Origin of the sequence: Streptomyces spiralis (genome assembly GCF_014654675.1) — a bacterium.
In the GTDB taxonomy this organism is placed as follows: domain Bacteria; phylum Actinomycetota; class Actinomycetes; order Streptomycetales; family Streptomycetaceae; genus Streptomyces; species Streptomyces spiralis.
In genome coordinates, this window is record NZ_BNBC01000008.1 from 86,301 (window position 1) to 105,642 (window position 19,342).

Here is a 19,342-nt window from a genome sequence, read left to right on the forward strand (position 1 = left end):
CGGTCCCCGCTCACGCGATACGACCGCACTCCGCCGATCCGGCGTGCACACTGCGACTGGCGTGTCATGCTGGGCCCGCCGGACGAGGGGGGAGACCGGATGGCGGGGGACATGACTGATGCGCCCGGACTCGATGCGCGGCCCTGGTACGCCGCCAACGAAGCCCTGGCGTTCCTGCTCGAGCTCGCGGCCCTGGGCTTCCTGAGCTGGTGGGGATTCGGCGCCGGCCATCAGGGCGCCCTCCGGATCCTGCTCGGCGTGGGAACACCCCTGCTGGCCGCGGTGGTCTGGGCGTTGTTCGCCGCACCCCGGGCGCGGCTGCGGCCCCGCCTTCCGCTCGTCCTGGTGGTGAAGGCGCTGGTGTTCGGCGCCGGCGCCGCCGCCTTGTACGGAGCGGGTCACCCCGTCGCGGCGGGTGCCGTGGCGGTGGTGACGGTCGCCAACACCGCGGTGGCCGAGATCTTCCGGGCCGCCCCGCGGACCGGGGCGCCGAGCGGGCTCCCCGGGCCGGGTGACCACGCCTGAACCATCAGGGCGCGCAAGCTGCGCGGGCGCGAAAAAAGGAGTTGGGCGGGACGACGCTCGGGCGATAGCCTCCGGGCTACCGTGACACCGCCGAGGAGGTGAGACCCGTGAACGCTGTAACGATGTGGGTGCTCCCTCCTTCCTCACGGTCGGGCGATTGACACAGGTGTCCGCCGGGAGCGCCTCGAGAAGGCACTCCCGAAAGGCAACAACCCATGCATTCTGTGCACTTCACCGCGGAGACGTCGGCGAACGGCGTCCTCGAACGCGACTTCGCCGTGGGCGAGATCCCCGGCGTGCTCTGGTCGCCCGCGTCCCGACCCGATCGCGCGCCTCTGGTGCTGATGGGCCACGGAGGCGGCACCCACAAGAGGTGGCCGGCCATGACGGGCCGAGCCCGCAGCCTGGTCACCGGCTGCGGTTTCCACGTCGCCGTCATCGACGCGCCCGGTCACGGCGACCGGCCGCGCACGCCGTACGATGAGCAGGAGATCGCCGCGCTGTACCGGGCGAGGGAGGCGGGCGAGCCGGAGGGCCCGATCGTCGTCCGCTACAACGCCCACCTGGCCGAGCGCGCCGTACCCGAGTGGCGGGCGACCCTGGATGCCCTCCAGGAACTGCCGGAGATCGGCGCGGAGGGGCCGGTCGGCTACTTCGGTCTGAACATGGCCACGGCGATCGGCGTGCCGTTCGTGGCGGGCGATCCCAGGATCACCGCCGCGGTCTTCGGTCTCCACTGGCCCGATGCCCTGGCCGAGACGGCGAAGCGGATCACCGTACCGATCGAGTTCATGCTGCAGTGGGACGACGAGCACATCCCGCGCGCGTCCGGTCTGGCGCTGTTCGACGCCTTCGCCTCCCGGGAGAAGACGTTGCACGCCAACGCGGGCAGGCACAAGGAGCTGCCCAGGTTCGAGAGCGACAGCGCGGTCCGGTTCTTCGCCCGGCACCTGGGGCGCACCGCCCCGTCACCGGCATGACCTGAGGGGTGTCGGTGTCCGGCATCGCGCGCCGGACACCGGTACCCCGACGGCGGTACCCCGACGGCGGTACGCCGACGCCGGTACTCCGGACGCTGACACCGTCGCCCGCCACCTGTCGGCGCGCGGCGGGCGATCACTGCGCGGGGCGCCGTTTGCGGTCGCCCCCGGTCGGTCGCCCGGCCGCCAGGGCCGCGTCGAGGGAGGGGAAGACGGGCAGCACCCGGGCGAGCCCGCTGGCTTCGAGGATCCGCTCCACGCGCCCCTCGGGACAGATCAGGCGCAGTTCCCCGCCGTCCCGTTCCAGCATCGTGTGGGCGGTCACGAGGGGGCTCAGTGCCTCCGCGTCCGTGTACGTCAGCTCGGACAGGTCCGCGATCAGATTGAGCAGGTGCTTGTGCTTCGCGGTCACGGCGGCCACGAAGTCGCGGAGCTCCTCGGCGGTGGTGGTGTCCAGTACCCCCCTGATCTCCATCACGGCCCAGCCGTTCTCCCAGTGCGACGCCAGGAACAGAGCCATGATCGTCTCTCCGTCTCCTGCTGGCCGTGTCGCCGACACCGTCGATTGTCCTCTCGCCGGTCCGGTCTCGCTCGTCCTGCGGGGCCCCTCACACGGAACGGCCCAGGTTCTCCCGCGGCCGTTCGTGGGCGTGCGCCTGCAAGGGCGGCGCGGTGTGCCGCTCGGGGCGGTGCTCCGCGAGCGGGCCGATCTTGTAGCGCGGGGCGCCGGTGGTCTCCGGGGCGAGGGGCACCGGCCGACGGGCGACCAGGCGGCCCACCCAGTGCCGGCCGCACAGCGGGCACGGGGGAGCACCCCGCGGGTCGTAGGGCGACGGCACGGCCTGCCCGTCGCGGATGAAGTACTCCCACTCGTCGCCCTGCTCATCGCGGTCGTACTGCACGTCGTAGTCGACGCTCCACTTGTGCCAGCAGTGACCGCACGCGAATTCGACGCGTTCCACGGCGAGTTCGGTGATCATGTGACGTCCTCCCGCGGCGTGTAAATCCCCTGATACACGATTTACGGCTATTCAGGGAGATTGTCCAGAGCTGAGACGGGAGCTTCACAGCACCGGCATGTGCGGTCATGCCGCCGAGGTGAGGGGCTCCTCGGCCCAGATCGTCTTGCCGTGCTCCTCGAAGCGGCTTCCCCAGCGCTGTGCGAACTGCGAGACCAGCAGCAGACCGCGGCCGCCCTCGTCGGTCGTGCGGGCGTGCCGCAGGTACGGCGCGGCGCTGCTGCTGTCGGAGACCTCGACGCTCAGCGTCCGGTCGCAGATCAGACGCAGCCGCACGGGCGGCGCGGCGTAGCGGATGGCGTTGGTGACGAGTTCGCTGACGATCAGCTCCGTGGAGAACAGCTCGTCGTCCATGGCCCAGGTGCGCAACTGGCGGGCGGTGAGCGAGCGGGCGGTGGCGACGGCCGCCGGGTCGGCGGGCAGCACCCAGGTGGCGACGCGCGCCGGATCGAGGGGCCGGGTGCAGGCGACCAGGACCGCCGCGTCGTCGGGGGGATCGGCGGGAACCAGCTCCTCCGTGACCTTCAGGCACAGGTCCTGCGGGGACATGGGCGACGTGGACAGCAGGCGCGCGAGCTCGGCACGCCCGGTGTCGCCGGGGAACGCCTGCAGCAGCCCCGGGGTGAACAGGATCAGCCGGCTTCCTTCGGCCGGCGTCAGGGTGGTCTTTGTCAGCGGCGGTCCGGGCCGGCCGAGCGGTGGTCCGGCGGGGACGTCGGGGAAGGTCACGGCGCCGTCCGGGTCCACCACGGCCAGGCCCGCGGGACCGGCCGCACAGCCGGTGCAGCGGCAGGTCACGGGGTCGTAGACCAGGTAGAGGCAGGTGGCGCCGACGGGGCCGCCGCCGTGCGGATCGGCGGTCTCGGTGTCCATCTGCCGGACCAGGTCCTCCAGGCGGGCCATGAGCTCGTCGGGCGCCAGATCGAGGGCGGCCAGCGTGTGCACGGCCGTGCGCAGCCGCCCCATCGTCGCCGCGGTGCGCACACCGCGGCCAGGGGTGCTGCCCGCCACGAGGGCCACCCGGGCCCCCGGAAGGGTGATGACATCGGTCCAGTCGCCGCCCGCGCCCGAGTGCACCCAGTGGTGTGCCGCCCGCACCGCGTCCGCGGTGGGGAGGTTACGGGGCAGCAGGCCGCGCTGCAGCGACAGCACGGTGTTGCGTTCGCGCACATAGCGGCGGGCGTTGTCCAGGGCGACGGCGGCGCGGGCGGCGAGGTCCTGGGCCAGGGTGAGGTCGTCGTCCTCGAACGCGCCGCGTGCGGTCCACCGGTAGAAGGTGACGAGACCCAGCGCGCGGTCGCGGACCAGCAGCGGGAGCGCCAACATCGAGTGGACCCCCTCCTCGCGCATCCGCCGGCCACGGACCGGGTCGCTCCGCAACCACGCGCTGTCCTCCCCGACCACATGCACCAGACGCGGTTCGTGATCGGCCAGGACCTGGGCGGCGGGCGCGTCGGCGGGCGTGGTGCTGACCTCACCGATCCCGTACGCACCGGAATCACCGTGGCTGCGCACGGACCGCGACGCGGCGCGCCGCAGGACCCAGTCCGCGGTGCCCGGCCCCTCGGGCACGTCCTCGCCGGTCAGCACCGACTCGAGGAGATCCACTGTCGTACCGTCGGCCAGCCGCGGCACCGTCACATCGGCCAGTTCCCCCGCGGTGTCCAGCACACCGAGGGTGGTCCCGATCCGGGAGCCGGCCTCGGCGACCAGAGCGAGGCGCTCCCGGGCCCGGTGCCGCTCGGTGATGTCGACCACCACGTCGGCCACCCCCAGGATGCGGCCGTCCGGGTCCTCCAGACGGAACACGGACGCCGCGTAGACGTGCTCACGGCCGGGGTCACCGGGCGGACGACCGCGCTTCTCGAAGGACAGGACCGGCTCTCCGCTCTCCAGGACGCCGGTCATCACCCGCTCGGCCAGCTCGGCGTTGAAGTCGGGCCACACCTCGGTGGGCCGCAGCCCCAGCCCCTCGGTCACCCGGACGCCCTGCATGCCTTCCGCCGCGCCGTTGTACCGCATCAGACGCAGCTGAGGGTCGAGAACGAACAGGCCGATCGGAGAACGGGTGAACAACGCCTCCAGCAGTGCCCGGTCGACAGCGGAAGCGGGCGCGTCGTACGCCTCGCCCGGGATCACGTCGACCCTCCAGCAGGCCGTGGCCCGACCCCGCTGTCCGGCACGCACCCGCACCCGGCAGCCGACGTGGTGCCCGTCGTGGTGGCGGAGCACCACATCGGCGGCCCCTGCCTCCCCCGGTGCGCCGGTGACCAGCAGTTCCCTGGCCGGCCGGCCTACGATCCGCCGCGCGGGATAGCCCAGCAGGCGTTCGGCGGCCGGACTCCACTCGACGACCATGCCCTGGTCATCGACCAGGACCGACGCCGTGCCCGTCGTGCCCTGCGCGGATCCACCTGTCCGGTGGGTGGCGCCTGTCGACTCGCTCATGATCGTCCCACCGTTCTCGAGGTCCGGTGCGGTCGTCCCTTCCGTCTCGACCGGGGTGAACCCTCAACCCGGCGTGAACCGGCGTGTCAGAGCAGGTCCTCGATGGTGATGGGCGCCTTGCGGACACGGCGCCCGGTCGCGTGGTGGACGGCGTTGGCGACGGCCGCGGCCGCGCCGACCTGACCGACCTCCCCGACGCCCTTGACCCCGAGCGGATTGACGACCTTGTCCTCCACCTCGATGAGTTCGACGTCGACCTCGGGTGCGTCGGCGTTCACGGCCACGAGGTAGTCACCCAGGCTGGAGGCGACCCAGCGGCCGCGCCGCGGATCCATGTAGTTGGCCTCCAGGAGCGCCTGGCCGAGACCCCACAGCATGCCGCCCATCAGCTGGCTGCGGGCGGTCTTGGCGTTGAGCACCCTGCCGGGGGCGAAGGCGCCGACCATGCGCCTCACCCGTGCGAGGCCGAGCCAGGGATCGACGGCGACCTCCGCGAACTGGGCGCCGAACGTCATCATCCCGTACTCGCCGGCGCTCCGCGGCGACGGAGACCAGGCGCCCGCCGCCTCGACGTCGGGCAGGAAGTGGCGGTGCAGCAGGTCCTGATAGCTCTCCCCGGTCTCGGGGAGGTCGCGCAGCGTCATACGGCCGTCCCGCACGACGACGGTGCCGGGGTCGGCGCCGTGCAGCGGTGACTCGGCGTCGCCGACGGCCTGCGCGACGAGCTCGTCGCGGAGGTTGGTGGCCGCGGTGTGCACGGCGGCGCTGATCATGCCGGCTCCCGCGGAGCCGACGGCGGCAGCGATGGTGGGCAGCGTGGTGTCACCGCCCTCGAAGCGGCACCGCTCGACCGGCAGCCCGAGGGCGTCGGCGGCGACCTGGGTCATTGCCGTGGCCACCCCGGTGCCGAAGTCGGGAGTGGCGGCCTGGATCACGGCGGAGCCGTCGGCGTACAGCCGGGCACGGGCGCGCTGCGGATTGTTCGGCCCGTACACCGGATAGCCGGCGGTGGCCATGCCGTACCCGATCAGCCAGTCGCCGTCCCGGTGCGAGCCGGGTTCGGGATTGCGTCGCTGCCAGCCGAACCGCTCGGCGCCGCGCTGGTAACACTCCCTCAGACCGCAGCTCGACCAGGGGTTTCCGGTGTTCGGATCGGTGTCGGTGTAGTTGCGCAGGCGCAGCTCGACGGGGTCGATGCCCAGCTGGTGGGCGAGCTCGTCCATCGCGCACTCCAGGGCGAACATGCCCGAGGCCTCACCCGGCGCCCGCATGAAGGTGGGCGTCATGGTGTTGGCGCGGAAGAGCCGGTAGACGCCTTCGTAGTTCGGGCAGGCGTAGATCTGCCCGGCCACTCCGAGGGAGGGTTCGGCCCAGTCGTCGAAGTGCGAGGTGGGGGAGAGCTTGTGGTGCCGCAGCGCGGTCAGCCGCCCCTCCCGGGTCGCCCCCAGGGTGATGCGCTGCTCCTGTTCCTCCCGGTGCCCGACCGAGGTGAACATCTGCTCGCGGGTAAGGGTGAGCCTGACCGGGCGCCCGGTGTGGCGGGAGGCGAGCGCGGCCAGTGCAGGATGCGCCCAGATCATGGCCTTGCAGCCGAAGCTGCCGCCGACGAAGTGGGAGACGACCCGGACCTTCGACGGGGTCAGGCCGAGCAGCGCGGCGACGGTGAGCTGGGTGGCCGCCACGCCCTGGGTGGCGTCGTACAGGGTGAGCTGGTCGCCGTCCCAGGTGGCGGTGGTGGCCGAGGGCTCGATGGGGTTGTGGTTGTTGGCGGCGTAGGTGTACGTCGCGTCGATGCGTACGTCCGCCTGGGCCAGGCCCGCCTCCACGTCGCCGCGCTCGTTCCGGCCCGGAACGAAGCCCGCGAAGATCGCCTCGGGCTCGTAGGCCCGGTCGCGTCCCTGGTCCAGGGTGGTGACCGAGGGGGTCTCCTCGTAGGTGACGCGGACCAGGGCGGCGGCGTGCTGGGCCCGCTCGAGGGTGTCGGCGACGACCACGGCGACGGGCTGGCCCGTGTAGTGCACGACCTCGTTCTGCAGGGGGAAGAACGTCTGGCCGGGAGCGGGCATCCCCGCGAGCGAGGGGATCAGCGGCGGCTGCGTGGCGATCCTGGGCAGGTTCTCGTGGGTGAGGACCGCGAGGACTCCCCGGGCGTCCATCGCTTCGGTGGTGTCGATGGCCGTCACCCGTCCGCTGGGCACCCGCGCGCCGGCCAGTACGGCGTAGGCCATGGCGTCCAGGTGGATGTCCGCCGAGTAGTGCGCGTCTCCGGTGACCTTGTGGCGGCCGTCGACCCGGTCGGTGGGCTGTCCGATCGCGAAGGCGGTGGTCATGACGGGCTCCGTGTTCCGGTGAGGGTCTCCAGGGCGCGGACCATGATCCGCCGGGCCAGCTCGACCTTGAACGCGTTGAGCGGCGTGGCGCGGGCGGGCAGGAGTTCCTCGAAGGCGGCCCGCTCGAAGACCTCGCGCCCGGCGGGCGCTCCTCGCAGGATCCGCTCCGCGCGGCGGGCCCGCCAGGGCTTGGTGGCCACGCCGCCCAGGGCCAGCCGTATGTCGCCGATGACACCGTCGGTCATGGGCACCACGGCCGCGACGGAGGCCAGGGCGAACTCGTAGGACTCGCGGTCGCGCACCTTGAGGTACAGCGACGTACGGGCCGCCGGCATGCCGGGCACCTCGATGCCGACGACCAGCTCGCCGTGTTCGACGGGATGCTCCAGATGCGGGGTGTCGCCGGGCTCGGGGAAGAAGTCGTCGAGGGCGTACACGCGCCGGCCGCGCGGCCCCTCGGTGTGGATCCGGGCATCCAGGGCCATCAGCGGTACGGCGACGTCCGAGGGATGGGTGGCGATGCAGTGGTCGCTGACCCCGAGGACGGCGTGACCGCGGTTGAAGCCGTCCAGGGCGCTGCAACCGCTGCCCGGTTCACGCTTGTTGCACGGCGAGGCGGCGTCGCGGAAATAGGCGCAGCGGGTGCGCTGCATCATGTTGCCGCCCATGCTCGCCATGTTGCGCAGCTGCGCGGAGGCGCCGAGCACGAGGGCTTCGCGGATCAGCGGGAACCTCTCCCGCACCGTCGGCGCCTCGGCCACGTCGCTCATGCGGGCCAGGGCACCGATGTACAGGCCGCCGTCGGGCCGGTCCTCGATCTGGGTGAGCGGCAGGTCGTTGATGTCCACCAGCCGGCGCGGCAGCATGACGTTCTGGCGCAGCAGATCGACCTCGGTCGTACCGCCGGCCAGGAAGTCACTGGTCGGGTCGGAGGCGACGGTGGCGATGGCGCCGGCGACGTCACCGGCGCGGGAGTAGCTGATGGGCCGCACCACATGTCTCCTTACGCCTGGTCGCGGACCGCGCGGACGGCGGCCCGGATGTTCGGGTACGCGGCGCAGCGGCAGATGTTGCCGCTCATCCACTCCCGGATCTCGGCGTCGTCCGAGGCGTGGCCCTCCTCGAGCAGCGCCACCGCGGACATGATCTGGCCGGGTGTGCAGTAGCCGCACTGGAAGGCGTCCTGCTCGATGAACGCCCGCTGCATGGCGTGCAGTTCGCCGTCCTCGGCCAGGCCTTCGACGGTCGTCACCTCGCGCCCCTCGCAGGTGATGGCCAGCGTGAGGCAGGACAGGGTACGGCGCTGGTCGACCCACACCGTGCACGCGCCGCAGGTGCCCTGGTCGCACCCCTTCTTCGCGCCCGTCAGATGCAGGCGTTCGCGCAGCGCGTCCAGGAGGCTGACCCGCGGTTCGAGCTCCAGCGCGTGCTCGGTGCCGTTGACCGTCAGGGTGACCTTCACGGGGCCGGGGCCGCGTTCCGGCAGAACGGGAGCCTCGGCCACCCGCGAGGGGTGTCGCGTAGCAGACACGGACGTACCACCTCCACATTCACGTTTCATCGTGTTGCACCTGTGAACGCACCGCCAGTCGGCGTGTCACCGGCCGCCCCCGACGCCTCCGGGAAGTCGCCTCCCGCGGTCTTGACACGTTCCTGGCAAGAACCTACCTTCGCGTGAAATGGATTTCAGGGTCAGGCGCGGACGCTGGTCCGGGCCGCCCTTCATTTGGCTTTCAATGCTCGACATTCCTCTTCAAATACGTCTGAAATCGGTTTCGCCTCACATCGCTCAGGAGTGCCTGTGACCACGGTCGGAAGGGTGTCGCCGCCCCTGCTCGCCATGCGGGGCATCGGCAAGTCGTTCCCGGGCGTCAGGGCACTGAACGGCGTCGATCTCACGGTGCACGCCGGAGAGGTCGTCGCGCTGCTCGGCGAGAACGGCGCCGGGAAGTCGACCCTGATGAACATCCTCGCCGGCGTGCACGGCGACTACGAGGGCACCATCGAGTGCCAGGGCGAACCGGTCGCCATCCACTCGCCCCGGGACGCGGCCCGGCACGGCATCGCCATGATCCACCAGGAGCTCAACCTGGTGCCGGAACTGTCCGTCGCCGAGAACGTGTTCCTCGGCCGGGAACCGACCACGGCCCGCGGCACCGTACGCCGCAAGGAGATGGAGGCCCGCACCGCCGAGCTGCTCGCCGGACTCGGCCTCGACGTGCCGCCGCGGCGCGCCGTCAAACACTGCCGGATCGCCGAGCAGCAGCTCATCGAGGTCGCCAAGGCCCTCAGTCTCGATGTGCGGCTGCTGGTGATGGACGAGCCGACATCGGCGCTCGCGGACGCGGAGGTACGCCGCCTGCACGCGGTGATCCGCGGTCTGACCGCCCGCGGCGTGGGCATCGTGTACATCTCGCACCGCCTGGAGGAACTGGAGGAGATCGCCGACTCGGTGACCGTGCTGCGCGACGGCACGTGCACGGGCCGCCGCGCCATGGCACGCACCAGCCGCGCCGAACTCGTCCGCCTCATGGTCGGACGGCCGCTGGACGAGCTCTATCCACGGCGCCCGGAGCAGGCCCCGAGCACGCCGCCGCGGCTGACGGTGCGCGGCCTGACCGTCACGCCGCCGGACGGGAGCCCCGCCGTGCACGGTGTCGACCTGACCGTGGCCCCTGGGGAGATCGTCGGCATCGCCGGCCTCATGGGGGCCGGCCGCAGCGAGGTGCTGCAGGCCGTCTTCGGGCAGTACGGGACCGCGGCCCGGGGCGAGTTCACGCTCGACGGCCGCCGCTACGTGCCCCGCAGTCCCGGGCACGCCATCCGCAGCGGCCTCGCCCTCGTCGCGGAGGACCGCAAGGCGCAGAGCCTGGTGCTCGGCAACACGGTCCGCTTCAACAGCTCGCTCGCCGCGCTCCGCCGGTTCGCCACACCGTGGCGCACGGTACGACGCCGGCGCGAGACCACGGCCGTACGCGAGCAGATGACCGCGCTCGCGGTCCGCACGCCCGGCCTGGAAAACTCCGTCGGGCTGCTGTCCGGCGGCAACCAGCAGAAGGTCGTGCTCGCCAAGTGCCTGCTGACCCGGCCCGGTGTGCTGCTCGTGGACGAGCCGACCCGCGGCATCGACATCGGCGCCAAGGCCCAGATCCACGCCCTGATGGACCGCCTCGCCGCCCAGGGCACCGCCATCCTCGCCGTCTCCTCGGAACTGCCCGAACTCATCGGCATGTGCGACCGGATCCTCGTGCTCTGCGAGGGGCGCCTCACCGGCGAGTTCCACCGGGACCCGGCGCGCGGCCCGGTCGCCGACCAGGAGGCGATCCTCACGGCGGCGATGGCCCGGCACGCGGTCGCCGCCGCTCCGGCGGCCGGACCCGCCGGCGCACCGCGGGCCCACGGCGCAGGAACCGGTGCCGCGCCCCGTCCCCCGTCCGGCACCGCATCCGATGCCGCTTCCGACACCGCGTCCGATGCCACCTCCGGCACCGCGTCCGATGCCGCACCCGACACCGACTCCCACGAACTCCACCCCAAGGAGCCCCGCTCATGACGAGCGTTCTCAAGGCCGCCCCGGACACCTCGGGCGCCGCCGCACCCGGGCGGTTGCGACGGCTCCTGCCGCTCTTCGGGTCGCTGCAGAGCTACATCGGCCTGGTCCTCATCTTCGCGGTCGGCGTCGCCACCAAGGGCGACATCTTCCTCGACCAGACCAACCTCACCAACGCCATCGGCAACTTCGCCTCGCGCGGCATCCTCGCCGTCGGCGTCACCCTGGTCATCATCACCGCCGGGATCGACCTGTCCGTCGGCTCCCTCATGGGGTTCGCGTCCATGGCCGCGGCGATGATGCTCTTCCACCACGACATGCCGGTCTGGCAGATCGTCCCGTTGTGCATGCTCATCGGCGCGGCCTTCGGGGTCGTCAACGGTGTGGGCACCACCTGGCTGCGCATCCAGTCGTTCGTGATGACGCTCGCCATGCTGTCCATCGCCCGCGGCCTGGACCGCCAGCTCTCCGACAACGCCTCCGTGGGCACCACCGTCGCCGGGTCCGACGGCAAACTCACCCCGAACTCCGAGGCGTTCCAGAGCCTGGGAACCCCGGGGCACAACGTCCTCGTCGGCATCCTCGGACCGGACGGCATCTACTTCCCCGTGCTCGCCTTCTTCGTCGTGTGCGTCGTCTTCCATCTGGTGCTCTCCAGAAGCCGGTTCGGACGGCACATCTACGCCGTCGGCGGCAACCCCACCGCCGCCCGCCTGTCCGGCATCAACGTCACCTTCGTCGTCATCGCCGTGTTCACCCTGTCCGGCATGCTCGCCGGGTTCGCCGGGCCCATCGACGCCGCGTACAGCGCCTCAGCCGACCCGATGGCGGGCAACGGCTACGAACTCGACGCCATCGCCGCGGCCGTCATCGGCGGGGCGAGCCTCGCCGGCGGCAAGGGCACCATCGCCGGCACGTTCGTCGGCTCCCTGATCCTCACCCTGCTCGACAACGTGCTCGGCCTCAACGCCGTCAGCGACAACTGGCAGCTCGTCATCAAGGGCTCGATCGTCGTCTTCGCGGTCGTCCTGCAACGCCCCGACCTGCTGGGCGGACTGCGCCGCCGCCTCACCCACCGCACCCGCACCGACCGTTCCACCGAGGAGAAGTAAGGCATGACCAGAAAAGCACTCACCGCCGTCGCCGCCCTGTGCGTCGCGGTACTCGCCTCCGGCTGCGCCTCCAAGACGGACACCGCGAGCAGCACCGGCGGCGACAAGGGTGACAGCGGCCAGTTCGTCATCGGCTACTCGCAGTCCAACAACGCCGAGCCGTACCGCCAGCAGCTCAACAAGCAGCTCCAGTACTACGTCAAGCAGCACAAGAACCTGAAGCTCCTGCCCATCACCGACGCCAAGCAGGACAACGCGACGCAGGTCAGCCAGGTGCAGAGCTTCATCCAGCAGAAGGTCGACCTGCTGATCGTCTCGCCCAACGAGCCCGCCCCGCTCACCCCGCCCGTCGAGCAGGCCTGCAAGGCCGGCATCCCCGTGATCATCCTGGACCGCACCGTCAACACCGACTGCTACACCGCCTTCATCGGCGGCGACAACTACCAGATCGGCAAGAAGGCGGGCGAGGCCGCGGTGAAGGCGCTCCCCGACGGCGGCAACGTCGCCGAACTGCGCGGTGTGCTCTCCGCCCAGCCGCAGATCGACCGCGACAAGGGCTTCCGCGACGCTATCGCCGGACACGGCATCAAGATCGTCGAGTCGCGCGAGGCGAAGTGGACGCGGCCCAACGCCATCCAGGTCATGAACCAGTGGCTGGCCCGGGGCACGAAGATCGACCTCGTCTACGCCCACAACGACGACATGGCGATCGGCGCCTACGGCGCGGCGGCGGGCGCGGGCAAGGCCGACAGCATGAAGTTCATCGGCATCGACGGCCTGGCGATCCCCGACGGCGGCATCCGCGCCGTGCAGCAGGGCCACCTGCTGACCACGTTCGTCTACCCGACCGGCGCCAAGGAGGCCGCCGAGGCCGCGTACGCCCTCTCGCAGCACCAGAAGGTCACCAAGAAGCAGACCCTGGGCACCGTGGAGATCACCCAGGCGAACGCCGCCCAGGTCTACGACGAGTTCGACATGAGCTCCAAGACCGGCTGACCGACCCGTCGCAGCGCACGCCACCGCGCCCACCGGGCGCACGCCAGGAAAGGACGCCATGAGAGGACGCCATGAAGGCTGAGACATGGGCACGCCGGGCGGCCGCGGTGGCCGTCGCCGTCGCGGCCGCGCTCACACCCGGCGCCGCGACGGCCACCGCGGCCGACGCCCCCGTTGCCCGGCACACCGCACCGGGCACCCACGGCCCCGTCGGCTGGGACACCTACCGGCACCTCGACCGGCTGGGCGAGCTGCCGAGCGGTGTCCGCACCCAGCAGTTCTCCAGCTTCGACCGCGCCGGCGGCAACGACGACGGCTTCGACGGAACGTACTCCTGTCTGCGGACGACGACCGAGGGCTGCGTCATCGCCGAGCACAGCGGGCCGGGCGAGATCGGGGCGATCTGGTTCACCCGCGACGGCGGCGACGTGTCCCGGACCGGCACCATCACCATCGAACTCGACGGCAAGACGGTGCTGCACGCATCCCTGCAGGACGTCGTCGACGGAAAGCTGGGGGCGCCGTTCACGGCGCCGCTCGTGGCCGACGCCGACGCCTCCTCGGGCGGCGTGCTCATCGAAGTGCCCATGACGTTCCGCCGGTCCATGCGGATCACCACCGAGCACAACCCGCTCTTCTACCACGTCTCCTACCGCACCTTCGCGGACGCCGTCGGCGTCACCACCTTCGACCCCTCCGACCCGGCGCAGGACGTCGTCGACCGTCTCAAGGCGGCCGGAACCCGCGATCCGAAGCCCGCGCTGCCCGGCGCCCGCACCACCGCACGCACCCTCGACCTCGCCCCCGGACAGACCCGGACCCTCGCGAAGGTGACCGACCCGGGGCTGCTCACCGCACTCGACATCCGTCTGCCACAGGCCTCCTACGTCACCCCGCGCACCGAGACCGACAACGGCCGGGCCTTCGGCGCGGGAGGTTCCAGCGAGTTCACCGTCGCCGTGGACCCCGCCAACGAAGGCGTCACCCTCACCCGCCGGCTGGACCCCGGGATCGGCCACCAGGTCGCCGACGTGTACGTGGACGGCCACCTCGCCGGCCGCTGGAGCCCGAACGAGCCCGTCGGCGGCGGGCTGTGGGCCGAGCAGAGCGTACGCCTGCCCGCGTCCCTGACCGCCGGAAAGTCCCGCATCACCGTCAAGAACGTCTTCGTGTCCTCGGACCTCGACTACAACGAGTTCACCTACTGGGCCGACAGCGAGACCGGGGGCCAGACCCACCGCACCGACACCGTCGACGTCGGCACACCCGCCTCCGAACAGGACCACGCGTACCGCATCACCGCGCCCACCTGGCAGGGTGAACGCACCTTCGGCTATCCGCTCGACGACGACCAGCGCGCCCGACTCGCCGAGACGCAGAAACTCCTGCAGGGTCTGCGCCTGCGCATCTCCTTCGACGGTCACCGCACCGTCGACTCACCCCTGGGCGAGTTCTTCGGGTCCGGACACGCCCTGGCGCCGGTCCGGTCCCTGATGTTCGGCATCGACCCCGCCACACGCGCCTTCAGGGCCTGGTGGCCGATGCCGTTCGCCCGGAGCGCCGAGGTCCAGCTGTACAACGGCTCCGGCACCGCCGTCACCACGGGCACCGCGGCGGTCACCTCGGCGCCCTCCACCGCCCACGCCCGGGCGGTACAGGACGGGACCGAGGGCTACTTCCGGACCCAGTCCCACGCCGGGCCCACCACCGACGGGCAGAGCTGGCCGTTCCTGGTGGCCGACGGCCGGGGCAAGTTCGTCGGCGTCAGCCACACCATGACCGGGGAGACCAATCGCAACTACCTGGAGGGCGACGAGCGCGTCCACGTCGACGGCTCCCGCACGCCGCAGCTCCACGGCACCGGAACCGAGGACTTCTACCAGAGCGGCTGGTACTTCAACCGCGAGACCTACACCCAGCCGTTCAACGGCAACCCCACCCACCTCGGCGCCTCCACCGGATGCGCCGCCGACCGCGACTGCACCGGCGCCTACCGGCTGCAGATCCATGACGCCGTGCCGTTCACCCGCTCCATCGCGTACTCCATCGAGCACGGCCCCGTGAACGACAAGCAGGCCGACTACTCGTCGACCGCCTACTGGTACGGCACCGCCGAACCGAGCGTCCACCGCACGGACAGCCTGCGCGTCGGCGACCCCGGCGACGAGCAGGCCCACCACTACACCTCGGCCGACCCCGGGCCGGCCACGACCCTCGACTCCGTCTTCGAAGGAGACCAGCGCGACCCCGCCCGCCTGACGGCGGCGACCCGCGCCACCCACGCCCCCGTCACCTTCGTCCTCGCCGTCGACCTCGGCAACAGGGGGGTCGAGCTGCGCCGCACCTCCGACCAGAAGGCCGCACACCAACAGGTCGAGGTCAGGGTGAACGGCCGGCGGCTCCCGGACTGGTACCAGCCTCTCGGCAACGGCGAGCGCCGCTGGCTGGACGACACCTACCTGATCCCGTCCGCCGTCACCCACGGCAGGAAGGCCCTCACGATCACCCTGACACCGCCGGCGGGCGCACCCGACTGGTCGGCGGCTTCGTACACCGCGTACAGCCTGAGCTGAGCCATTCCCCACCCGGACGGACGGACGGGCGGCCCCGGCGACGGAGGCCGCCCGTCCGGTCCGCGCGGAGAACCGATCCCCCTGTTCAGCGTTCGAACGGGCTGGGCACCGGGAAGTACTCGTCCAGGAAGCGGGACATCACGCTCTGCCGGCGGCCCTGTTCGTCCTGCGTGGAGGTGGTGTCGTTCAGGCAGAAGACGTGCACGTCCCGGTCGGCCAGCAGCCTGCCGAGCATCCGCTGCACGCCTGGTCTGCCGACGTCGCAGTACCGGTAGACCAGTCCCTCGCCGGGGAAGGAACGCCCGGCGTGGAACGCGTAGTAGTGATGCAGGGACGAGGCGACGGAGATGTCGTCGACGCCGCGGAACCGGCTCGCCGCGGTGCGCCGGTGCTCCTCGGGGAACTCCGTCTCGATCTCCCGCAGGATGCTGCGATGCAGCGCGTGGGGCACGTGCTTCATCTTCCGGACGATGTGGTCGCCGAAACGCTCGGCGATGAGTCTGCGGTTGTTCTTGGCGGCCGCCGCCACGGGCGGGTCCTCGGCGGACAGGTCGCCGAAGGGAACCAGTGCGGGGGAGAGATAGAACTTGCCCAGGCCATTGGGCAGGAAGAAGTGCTGCGGCAGGATCTCCTGCCCGAGGATCACGTCGTCGTTGAAATAGAGGAAGTGCTCCGACAGCCCCTCGATGCGGTGGAGCTGGCTCTCGATGGCATGCGAGTTGAACGTCGGCAGGACTTCGGGATCACGGAAAATGTCCCTGTGGCTGACCACCTTGATACGTGGGTGGTCCGTGTTCAGCCACTGCGGCGTCTGGTCGGCCGTCACCAGGTATATCGTGCGTATCCAGGGCGCGTACAGATGGAGTGAGCGCAGGGAGTAGCGCAGTTCGTCCCTGCTGAGATATCGGGCGGCGTTGGCCGCCTCGTCGTGGTACGGCAGGTCGGAGAAACGGGCTCGCTGACGCAGCCAGTGCGGATCGGAGCCGTCGACCCATGTGTAGACCGCGTCGACGGGGAAGGAGCGGCGTCCCACCGCCCCCACGGCGAAGGCCCGGCGGGTCCGCACCGGTGTCGGACCCTGTTCCTCGGGCAGGGGAGCGAGATCGGTGAACAGGCTCTCGTCGGCCTCCACCGCCGCCTCGTCCGCCGGGACGGACTCCGCGACCCCGTTGCGCCGCGGGGAGACCAGCCGGTCGTCCTCCTGCCGCCAGAACTCGATGTCGCAGCCGTAGCGCACGCCCAGGACCAGACGGCCCGAGCGGTCGGTGCGGTACCAGGCGTACCGGAAGACGTCCGAGGCGGAGACGCGCTTCCACTGCCTTCGGGGACCGTGGCCGGTCACCGCGGACTCCTTCGGGTCCGCGTTCCCCCGCACCGGCACCACGTATCCCGGTCTGACCCTCAAGGCCTCACGCAGTGCGCGGAACACGGCCTGCCGGTCCTTCTCGCGGACCGCGACCGCGGCCGAGGTCTCGTACGGCGAGCGCACGCAGAAGTAGTCGACGCCCGCGGCGCGCAGCGCGGCCGCCACCTCGTCGAGATTGGATCTGCGGGCCCGGAGCGGGGTGGCGTCCGGCAGGACATGGGCGATGCGCACCTTGCCGTTCACACTGACGACCATGCTGTCCCGCGTCGCCAGCAGTTGCCTGTGGCGGCGGGCCACTCGGCCGCGCTGCAACTGCCCCCTCATCTCGGTCATGGCGGCGATCCCCGACTTGAACTGCTCCCGCAGAACGGTGTCCACGTGCGCGGCGATCAGTCGCCGCGCGCCGACCGGTACCACCCGACGGTAGGTACTGATCAATCGGGATGCTTCGGGGTTCCGCACTGCCGGTGCACCCGTTCGGACCGTTCGTGCTTTCACAAGCCCCCTTCAGAAGGTGACGGCACTGTGGCCGACGTCTGAACGCTGACTTTCATGACCGTTTGCGGCTCCGAAAGGTTGCAGGGCGCGAAAGGATCACCGGCCGCCGCCCGTCGCCGACGCAACCACCCGCAGCATCGCCACCCGCTGAACAGCCTGGCGCAAATACGCCCTAGCTCCTCATCCACCGGGGTGATCGAATCGGTCATCGACTGGACCCGATCAGTGGGGAGCCCGAGTGACCGCGGTGTCGTACGAGGATCTGCATCGGCGGATGGCCGCGCAGATCGAGGCGGAGAGGAACGCCGCGCTCGACCTGCTCGGTCCGGCGGCACCCTCGATTCGCGCCGCGGTCGCCCGCCTGCTGGCGCACCGCACCTTCAAGTACCCGCTGTCCGTTCTGCCGTTGATCGTGCACGCGGCCGAGACGGGCACCGTCCGTCCGGCCGTCCCGCTGGCCGTCGTGCACGAGCTGTGGTGGACCGCGGCCTGCTGCCTGGACGACCGGGCCGACTCGCAGGGCACCTGCGCCGCCGGCGACCTCGACGAGAGCGCGGCGCTGCTCGCCACCTTCGTCGCGGGAGGCTCCCTGCCCCTTCTCGTCGTGCAGTCGGAGGGGATTCCGCCGGCGATTCGCCCCAGCCTGTCGGCCGAGATCCTGAAGTGCTGCGTCAGCGCGGCGGAGGGCCAGCTGAAGGACCTCCACGAACCGGCGGCCACCGCCACCCGCGCCTCGGTGATCGAGACGTACCTCGGCAAGTCGGGCGCCCCGTTCAGCATGATCACCGTCATGGCGGCGCGACTGGCGGGCGCGGACGAGCCGCGCGTGGAGCTGTGGCGGGAGTTCGGCGACGTGTTCGGCGTGCTGTGGCAGCTCTTCAACGACCAGGAGGACATCCTCTCCGGCCGCGACGAGGACCTCCTCAACGGCACCGTGACGCACCTGTTCGCCTGTGCCCTCGAAGAGGCGGCTCCCGATTCCACGGAGCATGTCATGGCCCTGCACCGCGCGGCGAGGACCTCCGCGCACGCCCGCGCGGAGCTCTCCGATCTGCTGCGGACGCCCGCGGTCCTGCGGCGCTTCGAGAAGGACATCGACGAGTTCCGCGACCGGGCCCATCGCATCCTGGACGAACTCGGCGGCCACGAGAGATACCTGCCCGTCCTGCGCGACCTCGTGGACCGGTCGTCCTCGGTGCTCCTGCGGCCCGGACAGGTCCTAGCGGAGCAGTGAGTCCGTGATCTTCTCCGCGGTGGTCGCGTCCAACGGTGCGTGGCCCAGCAGGAAGCGGTACCAGAAGAAGCCGTAGAACTGGTCGACGAGGAGGTCGATGTCCCGGTCGGCCGGGAGTTCGCGGCGGTCCCGGCCGCGTGCGAGGATCTGGCGCACGGCGGCCCGGCGGGACTCCGTGAACGTCCGCATCAGATCGGCGAGATGAGGGTCGCGGGCCGCCTCCCGGACGAGGGTGCGCAGGGCGGGCGCGGACGGCGGGCGCTGGGCCGCGTCGAACGTGGCCGTGGCCAGCGCCCGCAGGTCGCCGCGCAGGCTGCCGGTGTCCGGCGCGGGCACGTCCTGCGCGGCGCGGTCGGTGAGCGCCTCCAGCAGGACGGCGCCCTTGGACGGCCACCACCGGTACAGCGTCTGCTTCCCGACCCCGGCGGCGCGCGCGATGGTCTCCACGCTCACCGGGGCGCCGTCGGCGTCGGCGAGCAGGTCCAGGGCGGCGTCGAGGATCGCCCGGCGGGCGGCCTCGTTGCGCCGCCGGCCGGTGTGCGGGCGCGGTTCCTTGGTGTCCACAGGCACATCCTCTCTCAGCTTCGAACCCAGGTTCCCCGGCCGAATTCCGTCCGTCGTCGGCGGTCCCTCACGGGAGTCGCTTGACGAGACTATCGGTCTCGGCAATGATTTGACGAGACCGACGTTCTCGACAAGAGGTCGGAACCC

15 protein-coding genes are annotated in these 19,342 nt (G+C 71.3%); 7 read left to right on the plus strand and 8 right to left on the minus strand.

From position 1 onward, the window contains the following. The first annotated feature begins 111 nt into the window (after positions 1–111). Complete coding sequence (locus tag IE318_RS11140) at positions 112–525, plus strand: YrdB family protein (RefSeq protein WP_189899186.1); 414 nt, start codon at positions 112–114, stop codon at positions 523–525. 215 nt (positions 526–740) lie between these two features. Continuing rightward, positions 741–1,505 (plus strand): alpha/beta fold hydrolase, encoded by a 765-nt coding sequence (locus IE318_RS11145; protein WP_189899188.1) that lies wholly within the window; start codon positions 741–743, stop codon positions 1,503–1,505. Between the two features lie 136 nt (positions 1,506–1,641). Here IE318_RS11145 and IE318_RS11150 read toward each other — a convergent pair whose 3' ends face one another. From IE318_RS11150 to IE318_RS11175, 6 genes are all read right to left on the minus strand, one after another. Beyond that, a complete protein-coding gene (locus IE318_RS11150) occupies positions 1,642–2,025 on the minus strand; it encodes an STAS domain-containing protein (RefSeq protein ID WP_051844548.1) in 384 nt (127 codons plus the stop codon). A gap of 88 nt (positions 2,026–2,113) precedes the next feature. Continuing rightward, positions 2,114–2,485 carry a hypothetical protein gene (locus tag IE318_RS11155; RefSeq protein ID WP_189899191.1) on the minus strand — a complete coding sequence of 124 codons (372 nt, stop codon included), beginning with the start codon at positions 2,483–2,485 and terminating at the stop codon, positions 2,114–2,116. A 105-nt stretch (positions 2,486–2,590) separates the two neighbouring features. Then, positions 2,591–4,972, minus strand: a complete 2,382-nt coding sequence (locus tag IE318_RS11160) for a SpoIIE family protein phosphatase (protein WP_189899193.1) — start codon at positions 4,970–4,972, stop codon at positions 2,591–2,593. 86 nt (positions 4,973–5,058) lie between these two features. Beyond that, positions 5,059–7,302: a xanthine dehydrogenase family protein molybdopterin-binding subunit gene (locus tag IE318_RS11165; protein WP_189899195.1), complete on the minus strand. Its 2,244-nt coding sequence runs from the start codon at positions 7,300–7,302 to the stop codon at positions 5,059–5,061. Continuing rightward, positions 7,299–8,294 carry an FAD binding domain-containing protein gene (locus tag IE318_RS11170; protein WP_189899197.1) on the minus strand — a complete coding sequence of 332 codons (996 nt, stop codon included), beginning with the start codon at positions 8,292–8,294 and terminating at the stop codon, positions 7,299–7,301. Before IE318_RS11170 ends, IE318_RS11165 begins: the two co-directional genes overlap by 4 nt. Positions 8,295–8,305: 11 nt before the next feature. Beyond that, positions 8,306–8,833, minus strand: coding sequence for a (2Fe-2S)-binding protein (locus tag IE318_RS11175; RefSeq protein ID WP_373311140.1), 528 nt, complete (start codon positions 8,831–8,833; stop codon positions 8,306–8,308). A gap of 309 nt (positions 8,834–9,142) precedes the next feature. On the opposite strand from IE318_RS11175, the gene IE318_RS11180 reads away from it, so the two are divergent. The 4 genes from IE318_RS11180 to IE318_RS11195 all read left to right on the plus strand — a co-directional run bounded on the left by IE318_RS11180 (position 9,143) and on the right by IE318_RS11195 (position 15,533). Further along, a complete protein-coding gene (locus IE318_RS11180) occupies positions 9,143–10,855 on the plus strand; it encodes a sugar ABC transporter ATP-binding protein (protein WP_189899431.1) in 1,713 nt (570 codons plus the stop codon). After that, positions 10,852–11,964 carry an ABC transporter permease gene (locus tag IE318_RS11185; RefSeq protein WP_189899201.1) on the plus strand — a complete coding sequence of 371 codons (1,113 nt, stop codon included), beginning with the start codon at positions 10,852–10,854 and terminating at the stop codon, positions 11,962–11,964. Before IE318_RS11180 ends, IE318_RS11185 begins: the two co-directional genes overlap by 4 nt. A gap of 3 nt (positions 11,965–11,967) precedes the next feature. Further along, positions 11,968–12,960 (plus strand): substrate-binding domain-containing protein, encoded by a 993-nt coding sequence (locus IE318_RS11190; protein WP_189899203.1) that lies wholly within the window; start codon positions 11,968–11,970, stop codon positions 12,958–12,960. A gap of 71 nt (positions 12,961–13,031) precedes the next feature. Further along, positions 13,032–15,533, plus strand: coding sequence for a glycoside hydrolase family 172 protein (locus IE318_RS11195; protein ID WP_229903448.1), 2,502 nt, complete (start codon positions 13,032–13,034; stop codon positions 15,531–15,533). Positions 15,534–15,618: 85 nt separating this feature from the next. Here the strand turns inward: IE318_RS11195 and IE318_RS11200 are convergent, their stop codons facing one another. Further along, a complete protein-coding gene (locus IE318_RS11200) occupies positions 15,619–17,361 on the minus strand; it encodes a stealth family protein (RefSeq protein ID WP_189899205.1) in 1,743 nt (580 codons plus the stop codon). 274 nt (positions 17,362–17,635) lie between these two features. Here IE318_RS11200 and IE318_RS11205 point away from each other — a divergent pair, with 274 nt between their 5' ends. Further along, on the plus strand, positions 17,636–18,631 hold the full coding sequence (locus IE318_RS11205) for a polyprenyl synthetase family protein (protein ID WP_229903449.1): 996 nt from the start codon (positions 17,636–17,638) through the stop codon (positions 18,629–18,631). On the opposite strand, the gene IE318_RS11210 is transcribed toward IE318_RS11205, so the two are convergent. Beyond that, positions 18,617–19,195, minus strand: a complete 579-nt coding sequence (locus IE318_RS11210; RefSeq protein WP_189899207.1) for a TetR/AcrR family transcriptional regulator — start codon at positions 19,193–19,195, stop codon at positions 18,617–18,619. The genes IE318_RS11205 and IE318_RS11210 overlap by 15 nt on opposite strands. Positions 19,196–19,342: the final 147 nt, after the last annotated feature.

Bases quoted from the DNA above. Each gene is read 5' to 3' on its own strand.
- IE318_RS11195 (WP_229903448.1), top strand. From the start codon at position 13,032: ATGAAGGCTGAGACATGGGCACGCCGGGCGGCCGCGGTGGCCGTCGCC.
- IE318_RS11180 (WP_189899431.1), top strand. From the start codon at position 9,143: ATGCGGGGCATCGGCAAGTCGTTCCCGGGCGTCAGGGCACTGAACGGC.
- IE318_RS11150 (WP_051844548.1), bottom strand. From the start codon at position 2,025: ATGGCTCTGTTCCTGGCGTCGCACTGGGAGAACGGCTGGGCCGTGATG.
- IE318_RS11145 (WP_189899188.1), top strand. From the start codon at position 741: ATGCATTCTGTGCACTTCACCGCGGAGACGTCGGCGAACGGCGTCCTC.
- IE318_RS11165 (WP_189899195.1), bottom strand. From the start codon at position 7,302: ATGACCACCGCCTTCGCGATCGGACAGCCCACCGACCGGGTCGACGGC.
- IE318_RS11140 (WP_189899186.1), top strand. From the start codon at position 112: ATGACTGATGCGCCCGGACTCGATGCGCGGCCCTGGTACGCCGCCAAC.
- IE318_RS11160 (WP_189899193.1), bottom strand. From the start codon at position 4,972: ATGAGCGAGTCGACAGGCGCCACCCACCGGACAGGTGGATCCGCGCAG.
- IE318_RS11190 (WP_189899203.1), top strand. From the start codon at position 11,968: ATGACCAGAAAAGCACTCACCGCCGTCGCCGCCCTGTGCGTCGCGGTA.
- IE318_RS11185 (WP_189899201.1), top strand. From the start codon at position 10,852: ATGACGAGCGTTCTCAAGGCCGCCCCGGACACCTCGGGCGCCGCCGCA.
- IE318_RS11155 (WP_189899191.1), bottom strand. From the start codon at position 2,485: ATGATCACCGAACTCGCCGTGGAACGCGTCGAATTCGCGTGCGGTCAC.